13 protein-coding genes are annotated in these 16,660 nt (G+C 75.3%); 8 read left to right on the top strand and 5 right to left on the bottom strand.

The annotated features are described in order from the left end of the window. Positions 1–93: 93 nt before the first annotated feature. Positions 94–867, bottom strand: coding sequence for a GntR family transcriptional regulator (locus tag ACFWA9_RS13590; protein ID WP_380386596.1), 774 nt, complete (start codon positions 865–867; stop codon positions 94–96). A 323-nt stretch (positions 868–1,190) separates the two neighbouring features. Between ACFWA9_RS13590 and ACFWA9_RS13585 the strand changes: the two genes are divergently transcribed. The 5 genes from ACFWA9_RS13585 (at position 1,191) to ACFWA9_RS13565 (ending at position 9,282) form a co-directional block, all read left to right on the top strand. Continuing rightward, a complete protein-coding gene (locus ACFWA9_RS13585; RefSeq protein ID WP_352288996.1) occupies positions 1,191–2,240 on the top strand; it encodes a glycoside hydrolase family 19 protein in 1,050 nt (349 codons plus the stop codon). 156 nt (positions 2,241–2,396) lie between these two features. Beyond that, positions 2,397–3,470: a serine hydrolase domain-containing protein gene (locus ACFWA9_RS13580; RefSeq protein WP_380386594.1), complete on the top strand. Its 1,074-nt coding sequence runs from the start codon at positions 2,397–2,399 to the stop codon at positions 3,468–3,470. A gap of 132 nt (positions 3,471–3,602) precedes the next feature. Further along, complete coding sequence (locus ACFWA9_RS13575; RefSeq protein WP_380386592.1) at positions 3,603–4,787, top strand: thiolase family protein; 1,185 nt, start codon at positions 3,603–3,605, stop codon at positions 4,785–4,787. A 248-nt stretch (positions 4,788–5,035) separates the two neighbouring features. Further along, entirely contained in the window at positions 5,036–8,662 is a 3,627-nt protein-coding gene (locus ACFWA9_RS13570; RefSeq protein WP_380386589.1) for a SpoIIE family protein phosphatase, read from the top strand. Between the two features lie 173 nt (positions 8,663–8,835). Then, on the top strand, positions 8,836–9,282 hold the full coding sequence (locus ACFWA9_RS13565) for a nuclear transport factor 2 family protein (protein WP_380386586.1): 447 nt from the start codon (positions 8,836–8,838) through the stop codon (positions 9,280–9,282). 24 nt (positions 9,283–9,306) lie between these two features. Here the strand turns inward: ACFWA9_RS13565 and ACFWA9_RS13560 are convergent, their stop codons facing one another. From ACFWA9_RS13560 to ACFWA9_RS13550, 3 genes are all read right to left on the bottom strand, one after another. Then, entirely contained in the window at positions 9,307–10,374 is a 1,068-nt protein-coding gene (locus ACFWA9_RS13560) for an S-adenosylmethionine:tRNA ribosyltransferase-isomerase (protein WP_380386583.1), read from the bottom strand. Next, positions 10,371–11,123, bottom strand: a complete 753-nt coding sequence (locus ACFWA9_RS13555) for an SDR family NAD(P)-dependent oxidoreductase (RefSeq protein ID WP_329486541.1) — start codon at positions 11,121–11,123, stop codon at positions 10,371–10,373. The genes ACFWA9_RS13560 and ACFWA9_RS13555 overlap by 4 nt, the downstream gene beginning before the upstream one ends. A 72-nt stretch (positions 11,124–11,195) precedes the next feature. Then, positions 11,196–12,257 carry a pseudouridine synthase gene (locus tag ACFWA9_RS13550; protein WP_380386580.1) on the bottom strand — a complete coding sequence of 354 codons (1,062 nt, stop codon included), beginning with the start codon at positions 12,255–12,257 and terminating at the stop codon, positions 11,196–11,198. Positions 12,258–12,378: 121 nt separating this feature from the next. Here ACFWA9_RS13550 and ACFWA9_RS13545 point away from each other — a divergent pair, with 121 nt between their 5' ends. From ACFWA9_RS13545 to ACFWA9_RS13535, 3 genes are all read left to right on the top strand, one after another. Next, a complete protein-coding gene (locus tag ACFWA9_RS13545; RefSeq protein ID WP_380386577.1) occupies positions 12,379–13,470 on the top strand; it encodes a PP2C family protein-serine/threonine phosphatase in 1,092 nt (363 codons plus the stop codon). A 138-nt stretch (positions 13,471–13,608) separates the two neighbouring features. Further along, on the top strand, positions 13,609–14,004 hold the full coding sequence (locus tag ACFWA9_RS13540) for a DUF3224 domain-containing protein (RefSeq protein ID WP_380386574.1): 396 nt from the start codon (positions 13,609–13,611) through the stop codon (positions 14,002–14,004). Between the two features lie 107 nt (positions 14,005–14,111). Next, on the top strand, positions 14,112–14,975 hold the full coding sequence (locus ACFWA9_RS13535) for a DUF5995 family protein (RefSeq protein WP_380386571.1): 864 nt from the start codon (positions 14,112–14,114) through the stop codon (positions 14,973–14,975). A gap of 45 nt (positions 14,976–15,020) precedes the next feature. Here the strand turns inward: ACFWA9_RS13535 and ACFWA9_RS13530 are convergent, their stop codons facing one another. Continuing rightward, the gene (locus tag ACFWA9_RS13530; protein ID WP_380386611.1) at positions 15,021–16,484 is read right to left on the bottom strand and encodes a GuaB1 family IMP dehydrogenase-related protein; all 1,464 of its coding nucleotides are present in this window, start codon (positions 16,482–16,484) and stop codon (positions 15,021–15,023) included. Between the last annotated feature and the right edge of the window lie 176 nt (positions 16,485–16,660).

The following is a 16,660-nucleotide window of genomic DNA, read 5'->3' as shown; positions in this document are numbered from 1 at the left end:
GGCGTCGGGTCCGCCGGGCCGTCCGGGGGCCCGGCGGCGGTGCGGCCGGGCGCGGCGGGGCCGGGTGCGAGGTGTCCGGCGCCGGACCGGGCGTCAGCCGGCTTCCAGCCGGGTGGTGAAGCTGAACCGGTCGCCCCGGTAGAGCGAGCGGACCCGCTCCAGCGGCACGCCGTCCGCGTCCCTGGTGAGCCGGTGGAGCAGCAGCATCGGCAGGGCGGGCGGGGTGCCGATCAGCAGCGCCTCGCGCGGGGAGGCGAGCACCGTCTCGATCCGCTCGTCGGCCCCGCCGAACTCGATGCCGGCCTTCTCCCGGAGGAAGGCGTAGAAGGACGCCCCGGGGTCGAACTCCCGGTCCAGCGCGGGCACCCGGGCCACCGCCAGGTAGGTGCTCTCCAGGCCGACCCGCTCGCCGTCCGCGAGCAGCACCCGCTCCAGGTGCCAGACCCGCTCCCCCACCGCGATGGCCAGTTGCCCGGCGAGCAGCGGATCGGCGGCGAACCGCTCCAGCCCGATCAGGGTGCGGCCGGGCAGCCGCCCCTGGCGGCGGACGCCCTCGGTGTAGCTGGCCAGCGAGAGCGGCTGCTCCAGCTTCGGCCCGGCGACCACGGTGCCGCGGCCGCGGCGGCGGACCCGGCCCTGGATCAGCAGATCGCGCAGCGCCTGGCGGAGGGTCTCCCGGGCCACCTCGAAGCGGGCCGCGAGATCGCGCTCGGTCGGCAGCACGCCGCCCTCGCCGAGCTCGTCCAGCAACTCCTCCAGCCGGCCCTTGACGGCGTAGTACTTGGGCACCCGACCGTGGTCGGGGATGCCCGACCTGATCGGCGCGCCGGGACCGGCCGGGGCGGCCGGCCCGGGAGTCTCTTCCATGGCGCCATCCTCGCAGACTCCGCGGCACCGTCCGGTTCCGGCCGAATTCGCCCCGAACCCCCGTCATGCCCTTGACAGGTATAGACCATTCCGCTTGAGTCTGGGGTTAACCCCGCACGGCCCGCACCGGCCCGTACCCCCCGCCGGACCGCACCTCTCCCGGCCGCATCCCGGTCGGCCGCACCTCGGGCGGCCCGTCCCCCACGACGCGCCGCACACCGCGGGGCCGCGCGCTCCCTGTCACGACCCACCTCCCTCCACGACCGTGCGGCCCCCACCGCACAAGGGGTGATCAAGTGTCAACGAAACGCCTGCTCGCACTGATGTCCGCGCTGGTCACGGCGCTGGCCGTGTTCCTGCTGCTGCCCGCCTCGGCGGCCAACGCGGCCGCCTGCGCCACGCCGTGGAACGCGTCCACCGCGTACACCGGCGGCGCGGCCGTCTCCTACAACGGGCACAACTGGTCCGCCAAGTGGTGGACCCAGAACGAGACCCCGAGCACCGCCGGCACCGGCGTCTGGGCCGACCAGGGCTCCTGCGGCGGCTCGACCGACCCGACGCCGACCCCCGGCGGCTGCGTCTACCCGGACTGGGTCGCCGGACGCGCGTACACCACCGGCGCGATCGTCCGCTACACCAACGGCGGGTACTACCGGGCCACCCACGACAACCCGGGCTACGACCCGGTGATCAGCACCTGGTACTGGGAGCCGTACAGCTGCGGCCCGACCACCCCCACCACCCCGAACCCCGGCGGGTTCCCGGTCAGCCAGGCGCAGTTCAACCAGATGTTCCCGAACCGGAACTCCTTCTACACCTACCAGGGGCTGCTCGACGCGCTCAGCGCCTACCCGGCCTTCGCGAACACCGGCGGCGACACCGTCCGCAAGCAGGAGGCCGCGGCCTTCCTCGCCAACGTGAACCACGAGACCGGCGGGCTGGTCTACGTGGTCGAGCAGAACACGGCCAACTACCCCCACTACTGCGACAGCTCGCAGCCGTACGGGTGCCCGGCCGGGCAGGCCGCGTACTACGGGCGCGGTCCGATCCAGCTGAGCTGGAACTTCAACTACAAGGCCGCCGGCGACGCCCTGGGCATCGACCTGCTGCACAACCCCGGCCTGGTGCAGACCGACCCGGCGGTGGCCTGGAAGACCGCCCTCTGGTACTGGAACACCCAGACCGGCCCGGGCACCATGACCCCGCACAACGCCATGGTCAACGGGGCCGGCTTCGGCGAGACGATCCGCAGCATCAACGGCTCGCTGGAGTGCAACGGCGGCAACCCGGCGCAGGTGCAGAGCCGGATCAACGCCTACCAGTCCTTCACCCAGATCCTCGGCACCGTCCCGGGCCCGAACCTGGGCTGCTGACGCCGCGCCAGGGGCGACTCCGCCCCGCTACGCCCCGCCGCTCTCCCCGCACATCAGGGGGAGCAGCGGGGCGTACTCCTGACGGAGGACCGGCGGGGGCGGGAATCGTCGTCCGGGCGGACGACCGGGCTCCGCCGGACACCTAGGCTCGAAGCCATGAACGACCTTGGCAGCCTTGTCCAACAGACCGCCGACCGGCTCGCGACCCAGCAGGTCGGCGTGGTGGTCGCCGGCCTGGCCGGCGGCGCGGTGGAGATCCGGGGCGCCGGGAGCACCGCCGCCGACCGGCCCGGTGACGTGCCCGGCCCGCGGACGGTCTTCGAAATCGGTTCGGTGACCAAGGTGTTCACCTCGCTCGCGCTGGCCCGGATGGCGCTCGACGGCTCGACGGCGCTCGACGAACCGCTGGCGGACGTCCTGGCGGGCGCCCTGCCGGCCGGGGTGAGCGTGCCGGCCAGGCGCGGCAGGCCGATCGCGCTGCGGCACCTCGCCACCCACACCTCCGGCCTGCCTCGGCTGCCCGCCGGGATGCTGCTGCCCGCACTGCTCCGCCCGAACAAGCCGGACCCGTACCGCGGCTGCACCTCCGACATGCTGCTCACCGGGCTCGCCCGGACCAGACCCCGGGCCGCTCCCGGGCGGGGCTTCCGCTACTCCAACCTCGGCGCCGGGCTGCTGGGCCTGGCGCTGGCCCACCGGGCCGGCACCGGGTACGAGGAGCTGGTGACCCGGGAGGTCTGCGAACCGCTCGGGCTCACCGACACGGTGATCCGCGTCGACGGGGAGCGGGCCGACCGGCTCGCCCAGGGCCACACGCCCGGGCGCCGACCGGTGCCCGGCTGGCAGCTGGCCGACCTCGCCGGCGCCGGCGGGTTCCGCTCGACCGCCGCCGACCTGGCGGTACTGCTCCGGGCCCAGCTGGCCTGCGGCACGGACGGCGGCGAGCCCCTGGCGCCGGCGATCGCCCTCACCCGGGAGGTGGAGCACCGGGTCAACCCGTTCGCCTGGGTGCACCTCGGCTGGCTCGGCCACCGGCTGCACCCCCGCCAGGGCGGCCACCTGCAGATCTGGCACAACGGCGGGACGGGCGGCTTCCGCTCCTTCGTCGCCTTCGACCCCGAGAAGCAGGTGGGCGTGATCGCCCTGGCCAACACCCGCCGCTCGGTCGATCCGGGCGGCATAGCCCTGCTGCGGACCCTGCAGAGCCGTTGCCCGGAGGCCGCCGCCTGACCGGACCGAGGACGGACGAGGTTCGATGGTTGGATTTCCAAACCCACTCCTCTATAGTGGGTTCGGCTTTCCAACTACCCTCGTGCCCCGGGCCCGACCGCCCGGAGCCCCTCGCAGAGGAAGGCGGCCGTCATGCGTGACGCCGTAATCGTCGAAGCTGTCCGCACCCCCATCGGCAAGGGCAAACCGGGGGGCGCGCTCTCCGCCGTCCACCCGGTGGAACTGCTCGCGCACACCCTCCGGACCCTGGTCGGACGCAGCGGGATCGACCCGGCCCTGGTCGACGACGTGATCGGCGGCTGCGTCGACCAGGTCGGCGAGCAGGCCATGAACACCACCCGCTACGCCTGGCTGGCGGCCGGTCTGCCGGAGTCCGTCCCGGCGACCACCGTGGACCGGCAGTGCGGCTCCTCCCAGCAGGCCGTCCACTTCGCCGCCCAGGGCGTGATCGCGGGCGCGTACGACCTGGTGGTGGCCTGCGGCGTCGAGTCGATGAGCCGGGTGCCGATGTGGTCCAACGTGCCGCCCGGCGCGGACCCGTTCAGCGCCGCGATCAACGCCCGCTACCCCGGCGGGCTGATCCCGCAGGGCGTCAGCGCCGAGCTGATCGCCGCCAAGTGGTCCGTCACCCGGGAGGCGATGGACGCCTTCGCCCTCGACTCGCACGCCAAGGCCGCGCACGCCCACGCCGCCGGCTGGTTCGAGGCGGAGCTGGCCCCGGTGCCGACGCCCGCCGGGATCGTCACGAGGGACGAGTCGGTGCGTCCGGGCAGCACACCCGAGGTGCTCGCCGGACTGCGGCCCTCCTTCACCGACCCCGCCATGGCCGAGCGGTACCCGCAGATCCAGTGGTCGGTGACGCCCGGCAACAGCAGCCCGATCAACGACGGCGCCTCGGCGGTGCTGATCACCAGCAGCGAGACGGCCGCCCGGCTGGGCCTACGCCCGCTGGCCCGGCTGCACTCCTTCGCGGTGACCGGTTCGGACCCGCTGCTGATGCTCACCGGCGTGCTCCCCGCCACCGAGAAGGTGCTGCGGCGGGCCGGGCTCTCGCCGGCGGACATCGACCTGTTCGAGGTGAACGAGGCGTTCGCCTCGGTGGTGCTGGCCTGGCTCCAGGAGACCGGGGTCGACCCGGCCAAGGTCAACGTGAGCGGCGGCGCGATCGCGCTCGGCCACCCGCTCGGGGCGAGCGGCACCCGGCTGATGACCACCCTGGTGCACGCGATGCGCCGGCGCGGCGCGCGCTACGCCCTGCAGACCATGTGCGAGGCGGGCGGCCTGGCCAACGCCACCGTCCTGGAGGCGCTGGACTGACCTCGCGGGACCGACCGCGGTGGCGCGCCCCCGTCCCGCCGCGTGCGGCCGGGGCAGGGCGGGCGGCGGCGCCCCGGCGGAGTGCGCGGGGCGGGGGTGCGGGGGCCGTGGGAAGATGGCAGGGCTGGCAGAAACGATCTCCGGGCGGTTCTCTGGCCATGGTGAACGAGCAACGTGATACCGGCGGCTCCGAGGGGCCGCGCCCGGGGCGCCCGGGCGCCGGGGGGTCGCGTCAGGACGCCCTGCTGATGGTCCCGATCGCGACCGCCCTGATCGAGGCGGACGGGCGGATCCTGCACTGGAGCAGTGACGCCGAGGCCTTGCTCGGTTACAGCACCGAGGAGGCCATCGGCTCGCTGGCCGCGCAGCTGCTGGCCACCGACGACCAGCGGCCCGAGGTCCTGGAGCTCTTCCAGGAGATCGTGGACGGGCGCGGCTGGTCGGGCGTCTTCCCGGTCCGGCACCGGGACGGCCACTACGTGAACCTGGAGTTCCGCACCCACCCGATCTCCGGCCCCGGCGGCAGTCCGCTGGTGCTGGCCGTCGCGTCCGACGTCACGACGCTGCGCCGGATCCAGGCGGACCTCGCCGTCCTGGACGGGTTCTTCACGCAGTCCCCCGTCGGGATGGCCGTGTACGACAGCCGGCTGGCCTTCGTCCGGCTGAACGACGCACTGGCCCGGGTCAACGGCCTGCCGGCCGAGGCGCACCTGGGCCACCGCCTCACCGAACTGCTGCCCGGCATCAACGGCGCCGAGAGCGAGGAGGTGATGCGGCAGGTGCTGGAGAGCGGCGATCCGGTCGTGGACGCCCGCTCGCACGGCCGCACCCCCGGCGACCCGACGCACGACCACGCCTGGTCGGCCTCCTACTTCCGGCTGGAGGACCCGGGCGGCGAGGTCCTCGGGGTCAGCTCGACGCTCATCGACATCACCGAACGGTTCCGCGCGGACGCCCGGGCCGCCCGCGCCCAGGAGCGGCTGGCGCTGCTCGTCGACGCCACCGCCTCCATCGGCACCACCCTGGACCTGCGGCAGACCGCCCGGGAGCTGGCCGACGCGATGGTGCCCAGGGTCGCCGACATCAGCGGGGTGTTCGCGCTGGAGGCCCTGGTCGCCGGGCGCACCGTGGAGCCGCTCGACCCGTCCGTCCCGCACCTGGTCCGGCGGCTGGCGCTCGCCACCACCGACCCGCTCTACCCCGCCGAGGCACTGCCGGTGGACTCGGTGTACGAGCTGTCGCCGGACTCCCCGTACGGGAGGGCGCTGGCGACCGGGCGGACGGTGGTGACGCCGTCCTGGGAGCTGCCGCCGCTGAGTTCGGCGATCACCGAGAGCCGCCGACAGGCCTACCTCGGCGACCGGCCCCGCTCGGTGCGGATCACCCCGCTGGTGGCGCGCGGCACCACGCTCGGCATGGTGGTGTACTCCCGGCGCGGCGAGCGGGAGGCGTTCGCCGAGGCGGACATCACGCTCGGTGACGAGCTGGCCTCGCGGGCCGCCGTCGCCATCGACAACGCCCGGCTCTACCTGCGCCAGCACCAGACGGTGCTCGCCCGCCAGCAGGCGCTGCGCGAGGCGAAGGCCGCGCAGGAACGGCTGGCCCTGGTCAACGTCGCCTCGGCGCGGATCGGCACCACCCTCGACCTGGCCCAGACCGCGAAGGAGCTGGCCGAGGTCGCGACGCCGCGGCTGGCCGACACCGTGGTGGTGGAGGTGCTGGACGACCTGGTGCGCGGCGAGCGCGAGGTCCGCGCCCCGGCGGACGGCTCCGCCGTGCTGCGCCGGATGGCGTTCCACTCGGCGCACGGCTCGACGCTGGAGCCGATCGACCGCACCGGCGGGGTGCAGCGGTTCGCGCCCGGCTCGCCGTACGCGTGGAGCCTCGCCCACCGCAAACCGGTGCTGGTGCCGCGGATGGACGAGGAGGGGATGGCCTGGTTCGCCGACGACCCCGTCCGCACCGCGGCCGCGCGGGAGCAGAACGTCCTCTCGTTCATGGTGGTGCCGCTGATCGCCCGCGGCTCGCCGGTCGGCGTCGCCGCCTTCTACCGGACGGTGGTCGAACGACCGTACGAGGACGACGACCTGGCGCTCGCCGGAGAGCTGGCGGTCCGGGCGGCCGTCTCGATCGACAACGCGCTGCTGTTCACCCGGGAGCGCGACGCGGCCGCCGCCCGCCAGCGCGCCCTGGACGAGGCCTGGGCGGCCCAGCAGCGGCTCTCCCTGCTCAACGAGGCCAGCACCCGGATCGGCACCACGCTCGATCTGCACCGCACCGCCGAGGAGTTGGTGGAGGTGGTGATCCCGCGGTTCGCCGACTTCGTCACCGTCGACCTGCGCGACGCGGTCCTCGGCGGCGAGGACCCGAGCCCGGTGCCGGACGACGGCTCCGTCCTGATGCGGGCGGTCGCCGTCGGCGAGGCCGGCCCGGACGGCACCATGGCGGCCGCCGCCGACCAGGTGGGCGCCACCTCGCAGTCCGCCCAGGTGTACGCGCAGAGCCTGCGCACCGGCCGGTCGATCCTGGTCTCGGAGGTGGACGAGACGGCGCTGCGCGGGATCGTGGCCGCGCCGGACCGGGTGCAGCCGGGCCTGGACGCCGGGGTGCACTCCTATCTGATGGTGCCGCTGCTGGCCCGCGGGATGGTGCTGGGCGGCGCGGAGTTCCTGCGGACCAGGAACCCGGTGCCGTACGGGCCGGCGGACCGCGCCCTCGCCGAGGAGCTGGCCGCGCGGACGGCGCTCGCGATGGACAACGCCCGGCTCTACCGCCGCGAACGGGACACCGCGCTCACCCTGCAGCGCAGCCTGCTGCCGCAGGAGATCCACCGCGCGATCGGCCTGGAGATCGCCTACCGCTACCTGCCCAGCAGCGTGGTCAGCGAGGTCGGCGGCGACTGGTTCGACATCGTCCCGCTCTCCTCCGGCCGGGTCGCGCTGGTGGTCGGCGACGTGATGGGCCACGGCATCCGGGCCGCCGCCACGATGGGCCAGCTGCGCACCGTGGCACGGACGTTGATCACCCTCGACCTCGACCCGGAACGGGTGATGCACCGGCTCGACGAGGCCACCGCCGAGATCGGCGAGGGCCAGTTCGCCACCTGCGTCTGCGTGATCTACGACCCGGTGGACCGACGCTGCACCGCCGCCTGCGCGGGCCACCTGCCGCCGGTGGTGGCCGACGCCGACGGCCGGGCCCAGCTGGTCGAACTGCCCCCGGGCGCGCCGCTCGGCGTCGGCGGGGTCCCCTTCGAGAGCATCGAGTTCACGCTCCCGGAGGACGGCATCCTGGCGCTCTACACGGACGGCCTGGTCGAGCGCCGGGGCCGCGACCTCGACGAGGGCCTGGACCTGCTCTGCCGGACCGTCGGCGACCGGCACCGCACGCTGGAGCAGACCTGCGACGCCGTGCTCGCCCAACTCACCGGCCGCACCAGCGAGGACGACATCGCGATCATCCTGGCCCAGGCCCGGCCGACCGGCACCGACCGGATCGCCACCCTCTCGCTCAGCGACGACCACGCGATGGTCGCGCACTCCCGCCGCTTCACCCGGGAGACGCTGGCCGGCTGGGGCCTGGGCGCGCTCGCCGACTGGACCGAACTGCTCACCAGCGAGCTGATCACCAACGCGCTGGTGCACGCCGGATCCCCCGTCCAGCTGCGGCTGTTCCACAACCGGGTGCTCACCGTGGAGGTCGCCGACCGGGACAGCGAGTCGCCGCGGATCCGCCGCGCCCGGGAGGAGGACGAGGGCGGGCGCGGCATGCACCTGGTCAACGAACTCGCGCACCGCTGGGGCACCCGGCGCACCCGGGAGGGCAAGGTGGTCTGGTTCGAGCTGGAGCTGCCGCCGGGCAGCCGGCCCTGGTAGCTCCTCCCCCGGCCGCGCACCCGCCCCGGCCTGGTACGACAACCGATCCTTGTCGCCGCCCACGCCGGGTTGTTGGCCCGCCCGGCGGCCGGGCGGTTGGCTTGGCCCCACAGGACGGCGCGGCCGGGCGAGGGGCCCGGCGACCGTCCCGGACCGCAACCCGAGGAGCCGTCGTGAACCGAGCCGTCGTGAACCGAGCCGTCCTGAACCCGCTGGACCCCCGCGCCGTCGTGGAGCGCTACGTCACCGCCATCGCCGAGGGCGACCTGCCCACCGCGGCGGCCTCGTTCGCCGAGGACGCCACCTGGTCCTACCCGGGCGACCTGCCGCTGTCCGGGGTCTGGCGCGGCCGGACCGCCATCCTCGACGACTTCCTCGGCTCGGTGGGCACGCTGTTCGCGCCCGGCACCCCCCTGGAGGTGACGCTGACCGGTCTGCTCGCCGACGGCCCGCAGGTGGTCGCCGAGTGGACCGCGCGGGGGACGGCGGCCAACGGCGCCGCGTACCACAACCGGTGCCTGGGCGTCTTCACCGTCGAGAACGGCCTGATCACCGCCGTCCGCGAGTACCTCGACACCGACCACGCGGCGCGCACGCTCTTCGCGCCCGCGGCCGGCTGACGGCCGGCCGCCGCCCGGCCGGGCCTAGTCCGGCAGCAGCAGGTTGACGTCGCCGAACTCGTGCCACAGGTAGCGCTCGTGGACGGCCGCCGCGTAGCAGCGTTCGAGCAGCGGCCGGCCGGCCACCGCGGCGAGCATCAGCAGATGGGACGCCCGGGGCTCGTGCCAGCCGGTGAGCAGGCCGTCCACCGCGCGCACCCCGCGCTCGGGGGTGACCACCAGTTCGGTCCAGCCCTCGGCCTCCCGGACGCTCCCGTCCGGCGCGACCGCCGACTCCAGGGCCCGGACGGCGGTGGTGCCGACCGCGATCACCCGCCCGCCACCGGCCCGGACGTGGCCGACCAGCCGGGCCGTGGCGGCCGGTACCCGGAACCACTCGGCGTACGGCGCCTCGTGCGCCTCCGGCGAGGCGACACCGGTGTGCAGCGTGATCGGCGCGACCAGCACGCCCCGCCCGGCCAGCCGGGCCACCACCCCGGCGGTGAACGGCCGGGCGGCGCTGGGCATCTCGCTGCTGCCCGGCACGGTGGCGAAGACCGTCTGGTAGGCCTCGATCGGCCAGTCCCGGTCCACGTAGCCGTACCGGATCGCCTTGCCGTGGCGGCCCAGGTAGGCCACCAGCGGTTCGGGCAGGGCGAGTCGGGCGCGCCAGAGCCGGGGCGTGAACGCCTCGACCAGGTCGGCCGCGGCGCCGCCCGGCAGCGCCACCCGCAGCCCCGGCCGGGCCGGGGACTCCTCCGGCGGCCAGAAGGCGGCCGCCGCGCCGGGGGCGGGGCGGCGCAGCTCGACCAGGAAGGCCCCGCGCCGGTCCGGCCGGGCCGAGGAGAGGTGCAGCGCCACGGGGGTGCCGTCGGCCAGCCGGCCGGGCAGCGCGGCGGGCAGGGTCGCCGAGTTGTTCACCACCAGGAGGTCCCCGGGGCGCAGCACCTCGGGCAGCTCGGTGAAGCGGCGGTGCCCGACGGCCGGCCCGCTCCGGCGGCCGACCAGCATCCGCACGCCGTCGCGGGCGGTGCCGCGCGCCTCCGCCGGGGCCCGGGCGGAGAGTTCGGGCGGGACGGTGACGTCGATCCCGGGGTCCGCGGCGGCGGTCATCGCGCGGCCCGCGCACCTGCCGGGAGGTGCGCGGCACGGTAGCGGCCGGAGGGCCGGCTGCCGCCCACCAGGGCGAGCAGCGCGGGCACCACGGTCTCGGGGAGCGGCTCGCCGGAGATGTCCTCGCCCGGGCAGGCGTCCTGGTACATCCGGGTGCGCATGCTGCCCGGGTCCACCGCCCAGACCCGCACCGCCTCCTCCTCCCGGGCCAGCACGGCGGAGGCCTGGTCCAGTGCCGCCTTGCTGGCGCCGTAGCCGCCCCACCCGGGGTAGGCCTCGACGGCCGCGTCCGAGCTGATGTTCAGGACGGCCCCGCCGTGCCGGCGCAGCTGGGGCAGCACGAGCTGGGTGAGCGCGATCGGCGCCAGGGCGTTGACCTCGAAGGTCTCCAGCAGATCGGGCAGCGGGACGTCGGCGAGGCGGGGCAGCGGGACGTCGGTCGTGTCGGAGCCGTTGAGCGTGCCGGCGTTGTTGACCAGGAGCCGTGCTCCGCCGAGGCCGGCGGCCGCCTCGGCGAGGCGGGCCCGGTGGCCGTCGTCGACGACCGAGCCGGCCGGTGCGACCACCGTGGTGACGGCGGCCAGTTCGGCCTCGACGGCGGAGAGTTCGGCCGCGTCGCGGGCGGTGATCACCAGCTGCCAGCCGTCGGCGGCGAGCGCCCGGGCCAGCGCCCGGCCGAGGCCGCGCGAGGCACCGGTGACCACGGCGACGGGGGCGGCGGATCCTGCGGTGTGCTGAGGTGCGTTCATGGCACCACGATCGCTCCGGGGCGGTCCGGTGCGGATCGGACCGCAGGCCGGGGGGCCGGTGGTCCGTTCGGCCTAGATCGCCGGACCGAGGCCCGGGCCGTGGTCCCGGTCCCGGTCGGAGTCCCGGTCGGTGTCCTCGTCGGAGCCCCGGTCCGGATCCCGAGCCGGACGGGGTGCGGGGACCGGCGCGTCGGCGGCCGCCCAGGACTGCGGATCGACCCAGGCGGCCAGCGTGCGGCGGGTCTCGAAGCGGTGCGGCCGGCCGGTCAGCGGGTCGGTGAACTCGACCACGGAGGCGAGCAGTTGCAGCGGCCGGCGGAAGTCGTCCGGGGCCGGCTCGGGCAGCACCACCGGGTACACCGGATCCCCCAGGATCGGCACCCCGAGTCCGCTCATGTGCAGCCGCAGCTGGTGGGTGCGCCCGCTGAGCGGCCGCAGCCGGTAGCGGCCCAGACCGTCCCGGTGCTCGACCAGGTCGATCCGGCTCTCGCTGTTGGGCGGGGCGTCCAGCTCCCGCGCCGCGATCACGCCGCGCTCCTTGACGATGTGGCTGCGGACCGTACGGGGCAGCGCGAGCGCCGGATCGTGCGGTGCGACGGCCTGGTACTCCTTGCGCACCAGCCGGTCCCGGAAGAGCGTCTGGTAGGCGCCCCGGTCCTCCGGCCGCACCACGAACATCGCCAGGCCCGCCGTCAGCCGGTCCAGCCGGTGCGCCGGGCTGAGCGCGGGCAGGTCGAGCCCGTGCCGCAGCCGGGAGAGCGCCGTCTCGACGACGTGCCGGCCGCGCGGGGTGGTGGCCAGGAAGTGCGGCTTGTCGACCACCACCAGGTGGTCGTCCCGGTACAGCACCTCCAGCTCGAACGGGACGGGGACCTCCGCGGGCAGGTCCCGGTAGAGCCAGAGGTGACCGGCGGGGCGGAACGGCTCCTCCGGCCCGATCGGGCCGTCCACGCCGACGATCTCGCGCCCGCTCAGCAGCGCGTCGATCCGCGCCGGGTCGACGGTCGGCAGCCGCTCGGCCAGGTAGGCGCGCACCGTCGGCCACGGCCCCTCGGCGGGCAGCCGCAGGTGCACCGGGTCCACCCCGCGGCGCTGCGGGAGGGGTGCGGTCGGTGCCTTGCGCTTGCGTCTCATCTCACCGCCACCCTAACCGGGGCCCCCGCGGCTCCCGGGGCCCAGCCGGATGCCCGAGGTGCCGGGGACGGCCGGGCCGGTGGAGAGTGGACAGTGGGCCCCGCCCACCGGAGGTGTACGCGTGACCAGAGACGGCCCGGAGGACGCGCTGCCGGCGTTGCGCCTGCCCCGGCGGGCCAAGCGGCTGCTCGGCTGCGCGTTCCTGCTGCTGGTCGCGGCCGTGGTGGCCGACCTGATCACCGGGCCGGGGACGACGCTCTCCCCGGTGCTCGCGGTGGCGCCGATGCTGGCGGGGGCGATCACCCGCTCGGCCCGGGTGCCCCTGTTCGCCGGGGCGGTCGCCACCGCCGCCGTGGTGCTGCTGGAGCTCAGCAACAGCGGGCTGCCGCTGTCCGTGCACCTCGCCGCGCTGATCACCGTCCTGGCCGCCACCCTGGCCAGTGCCGCCAACGTCGTCCTGGTGGCGGCCCGGGAGCGCGAACTTACCCAGGTCCGGACGGTGGCCGAGGCGGCGCAGCGGGCCCTGCTGCGCCCGCCGCCGGAGCGGATCGGACCACTGCGGGTGGCCGTGCGGTACGCCGCCGCGGCGGCCGAGGCCCGGATCGGCGGGGACCTCTACGAGGTGGTGGACACCCCGCACGGGATCCGGATCCTGCTGGGGGACGTCCAGGGCCACGGGCTCCCGGCGGTGGAGACCGCCACGGACGTGCTGGGCGTGTTCCGGGAGGCCGCGCGGACCGAGCCCGACCTGGTCCGGGTGGCGGAACGGCTGGACGCCGCGCTGTCCGAGCGCCGGGTCAACGAGCGCTTCGCGACCGCCTTCCTGCTGGACGTGGCACCGGCCGGCGGGCCGGCCCGCTTCGTCAACTGCGGGCATCCGCACCCGCTGCTGCGCCGCGCCGGCCGGGTGACCGAGCTGGCTCCGCCGCTGCACGCCCCGCCGCTGGGCCTGCTCGGGCTGATCGGCGGGCACTACCGGGCGGGCGGCTTCGAGCCGCTCCCGGGGGACCTGCTGATCCTCTACACCGACGGCGTCTCGGAGGCCCGCGACACCGCGGACCGGTTCTACCCGCTGGCGGAGCGGCTCGCCGCGCTGCCGGCGACCGGCCCCGGGGCCGTCCTGGACGCGCTGCTCGCCGAGGTGGGCGACTGGGTCGGCGCCGCCGGGCCGACCGACGACGCGGCGCTCCTCGCCCTGCGCTGGGAGGAGTGAGCGCCGTCCCGGGAGCGGTGAGCGCCGGCCTGGGTACGGTGACCGCCCGCCGCCCGGGCCGTTGTCGGTCCCCCGTGCCAGGCTGTGGACGCGACCGGCGCGGTGCCGGCCGAGCAGCGGCGTCGAGGGGACAGTGCCATGGGCCGGAGCACGCACGGATCGTTCCAGCTGACCGCCTTCGAGCCGGAGGAGACGGACGAGCAGCCGGGCGCCACGCTCGGCCGGATCCGGATCACCAAGGAGTTCACGGGCGGCCTGACCGGCAGCAGCGTGGTGCGGATGCTCTCCGTGCTGGACGGCGCGGGCGGACCGGCCGCGTACGTCGCGGTGGAGCGGTTCACCGGCGAGCTGGACGGGCGCGCGGGCTCGTTCGTGCTCCAGCACGCGGCGCCGGGCAGCCAGGGCGAGCCGCTCGCCATCCGGGTGGTGGCGGGCACCGGGGCCGGTGAGCTGGCCGGGATCACCGGCACCTTCGAGCTGTCGGTGGACGACGACGGCGGCCACACCTACGCCCTGGAGTACGAGCTGGGCTGACGGCACCGGGCGCGCACCGGCCCGGCCTCCGCGCGGCGCCCGACCGTTCGCCCGGGCCGCTGTCACGATGATGCGATCAGTGCACGATCGACATCGGAGGGTGACGCATGCCCGGTACGGCGGCCTCGGTGACGGGGGCGGGAGCGGGGGCACCGGCCACGCGGACGGTCGACGAGGTGCTCGGCCGGCTGCGGGCGATCGGGGCCGGGCTGCCCCCGGACGACGGCGTGGCGGTGTTCAACCGGATGTACCTCACCGTCACGGACGCGGTGCGCCGCCGGCTGGCGCGCCCGGAGCGCTCACGCGGCGCCCCGGACCGCCCCGGCCGCCCGTACTTCGCCGACCCGGCCGGGATGGCCGAGCTGGACGTCGTCTTCGCCGGGCGCTACCTGCTGGCCCTGGACGCCGAGGCGGCCGGGCGGCCGGTACCGGCCTGCTGGCGGCCGCTCTTCGCCCTGCGGGCGCACCGGGGCGTGCACCCGCTGCAGTTCGCGCTGGCCGGGATGAACGCCCACATCCAGCACGACCTGCCGCTCGCCGTGCTCGACACCTGCCGACGGCTCGGCTGCGGGCCCGAGCGGCTCGCCGGGGACTACCACCGCGTCAACGACCTGCTGGCCGGGGTGGAGACGGCCGTCCGGGAGCAGCTGATGCCCGGGCCGGACGCCCTGGAGCGGGCCGAGCCGCTGACGCACCTGCTGGGCACCTGGTCGGTCGACACCGCCCGCGAGGCGGCCTGGGCGACCGTCCGCGCGCTCTGGCAGCTGCGCGGCGTGCCGTCGGCCGCCGCGGCGCTCGCCGCCACGCTGGACACCTCGGTCGGCCTGCTCGGCCGCGCCCTGCTCACCCCGCTCGGCCCGGACCGGCCCCGCGCCGGGGGCGCGGCACCCCCGGCGGACGGGCCGCCCGCTCCCGAGCGGCCGACGGCCGGCCGGCTCCCCGTGGCGAGGAACCGGCCGGCCGTCGGTTGACCGTGCGTCGGGCGCCTGGTCCCTCCTCGGTCTGGACCGCCGCGATCAGGCCCAGCTGGAGTGCAGCGGCTTGCCCTCGGCGTAGCCGGCCGCGCTCTGGATGCCGACCACGGCCTTCTCGTGGAACTCCTCCAGGCTGGAGGCGCCCGCGTAGGTGCAGGAGCTGCGCACCCCGGCGACGATCGAGTCGATGAGGTCCTCGACGCCCGGGCGGGCCGGGTCGACGAACATCCGGGAGTGCGAGATGCCCTCCTCGAAGAGCGCCTTGCGGGCGCGGTCGTAGGAGGAGTCCTGCGACGTGCGGTTGCTCACCGCGCGCGCCGAGGCCATCCCGAAGCTCTCCTTGTACTGGCGGCCGTCGGCGGTGGTCTGCAGGTCGCCCGGGGACTCGTACGTCCCGGCGAACCAGGAGCCGATCATCACGTTGGACGCGCCGGCGGCCAGCGCCATCGCGACGTCGCGCGGGTGGCGGACACCGCCGTCGGCCCAGACGTGCTTGCCGAGCCGGCGGGCCTCGGCCGCGCACTCCAGGACAGCGGAGAACTGCGGCCGGCCGACGCCGGTCATCATCCGGGTGGTGCACATCGCGCCGGGGCCGACACCGACCTTGAGGATGTCGGCGCCCGCCTCGACCAGGTCGCGGACACCGTCGGCGGAGACCACGTTGCCGGCCACGATCGGGATCTGCGGGTCGAGCCCGCGCACCGCGCGCAGCGCGCTGATCATGGACTCCTGGTGACCGTGCGCGGTGTCGACCACCAGCACGTCGGCGCCGGCCTCGATCAGCGCCTTGGCCTTGCCGGCCACGTCGCCGTTGATGCCGACGGTGGCGGCGACCCGCAGGTGGGCCCGCGCGTCGACGGCCGGGGTGTAGAGGGTGGCGCGCAGCGCGTTCTTGCGGGTCAGGATGCCGACCAGGCGGCCGTCGGCGTCGACCACCGGCGCGAGCTTGCGGTGCGCCTCGGTGAGCTTGTCGAAGGCGGCGCGCGGGTCGATGCCCTCCTCCAGCAGCAGCAGGTCGCGGGACATCACGTCGGCGAGGCCGGTGAAGCGGTCGACGCCCTGGCAGTCGGAGTCGGTGACCACGCCGATCGGCCTGCCGTCCTCGACCACGACCAGCGCGCCGTGGGCGCGCTTGTGCAGCAGCGAGAGGGCCTCGGCGACGGTGGCGCCCGGGCCCAGCGTGATGGCGGTGTCGTGCACCAGGTGGCGCTGCTTGACCCAGCCGATGACGTCGGCGATCACCTCGGTCGGGATGTCCTGCGGGATGGCGACCAGACCGCCGCGGCGGGCCACGGTCTCGGCCATCCGGCGGCCGGCGATGGCGGTCATGTTGGCCACCACCAGCGGGATGGTGGTGCCGGTGCCGTCGTTCGAGGAGAGGTCGACACCCTGCCGGGAGCCCACGGCGGAGCGGCTGGGGACCATGAAGACGTCGTCGTACGTGAGGTCGTACGGTACCAAAGAACGGTCTTCGTAGCTGCCGGTCTGGGAGTTGAGGAAGCGCATTGAAAGGTTCTCCGGCTGTCGTAGATACACCTGCGGTGCGGACTGGGCCGGGAACGGGTGGACGCACATGGCTCCCTTGACCCGTGGACCAATCCTCGCTTAACCGCAGGTGAAAACGCCAGTCCGAATGTCAGCCCTGAAGGTTCACACGAGGTCTAGTCCACCGGTCACGGTGC

Source organism: Kitasatospora sp. NPDC059973 (assembly GCF_042737525.1).
GTDB lineage: Bacteria > Actinomycetota > Actinomycetes > Streptomycetales > Streptomycetaceae > Kitasatospora.
The sequence above is the reverse complement of the archived record's forward strand: the minus strand, read 5'-3'. Positions and strand labels throughout refer to the sequence as shown.

What these genes read in the sequence shown, in the direction of transcription:
- ACFWA9_RS13590 (WP_380386596.1), bottom strand. Translation starts at nt 867, where the DNA reads ATGGAAGAGACTCCCGGGCCGGCCGCCCCGGCCGGTCCCGGCGCGCCG.
- ACFWA9_RS13560 (WP_380386583.1), bottom strand. Translation starts at nt 10,374, where the DNA reads ATGACCGCCGCCGCGGACCCCGGGATCGACGTCACCGTCCCGCCCGAA.
- ACFWA9_RS13540 (WP_380386574.1), top strand. Translation starts at nt 13,609, where the DNA reads ATGGGCCGGAGCACGCACGGATCGTTCCAGCTGACCGCCTTCGAGCCG.
- ACFWA9_RS13580 (WP_380386594.1), top strand. Translation starts at nt 2,397, where the DNA reads ATGAACGACCTTGGCAGCCTTGTCCAACAGACCGCCGACCGGCTCGCG.
- ACFWA9_RS13535 (WP_380386571.1), top strand. Translation starts at nt 14,112, where the DNA reads ATGCCCGGTACGGCGGCCTCGGTGACGGGGGCGGGAGCGGGGGCACCG.
- ACFWA9_RS13530 (WP_380386611.1), bottom strand. Translation starts at nt 16,484, where the DNA reads ATGCGCTTCCTCAACTCCCAGACCGGCAGCTACGAAGACCGTTCTTTG.
- ACFWA9_RS13570 (WP_380386589.1), top strand. Translation starts at nt 5,036, where the DNA reads ATGGTCCCGATCGCGACCGCCCTGATCGAGGCGGACGGGCGGATCCTG.
- ACFWA9_RS13555 (WP_329486541.1), bottom strand. Translation starts at nt 11,123, where the DNA reads ATGAACGCACCTCAGCACACCGCAGGATCCGCCGCCCCCGTCGCCGTG.
- ACFWA9_RS13585 (WP_352288996.1), top strand. Translation starts at nt 1,191, where the DNA reads ATGTCCGCGCTGGTCACGGCGCTGGCCGTGTTCCTGCTGCTGCCCGCC.
- ACFWA9_RS13550 (WP_380386580.1), bottom strand. Translation starts at nt 12,257, where the DNA reads ATGAGACGCAAGCGCAAGGCACCGACCGCACCCCTCCCGCAGCGCCGC.
- ACFWA9_RS13575 (WP_380386592.1), top strand. Translation starts at nt 3,603, where the DNA reads ATGCGTGACGCCGTAATCGTCGAAGCTGTCCGCACCCCCATCGGCAAG.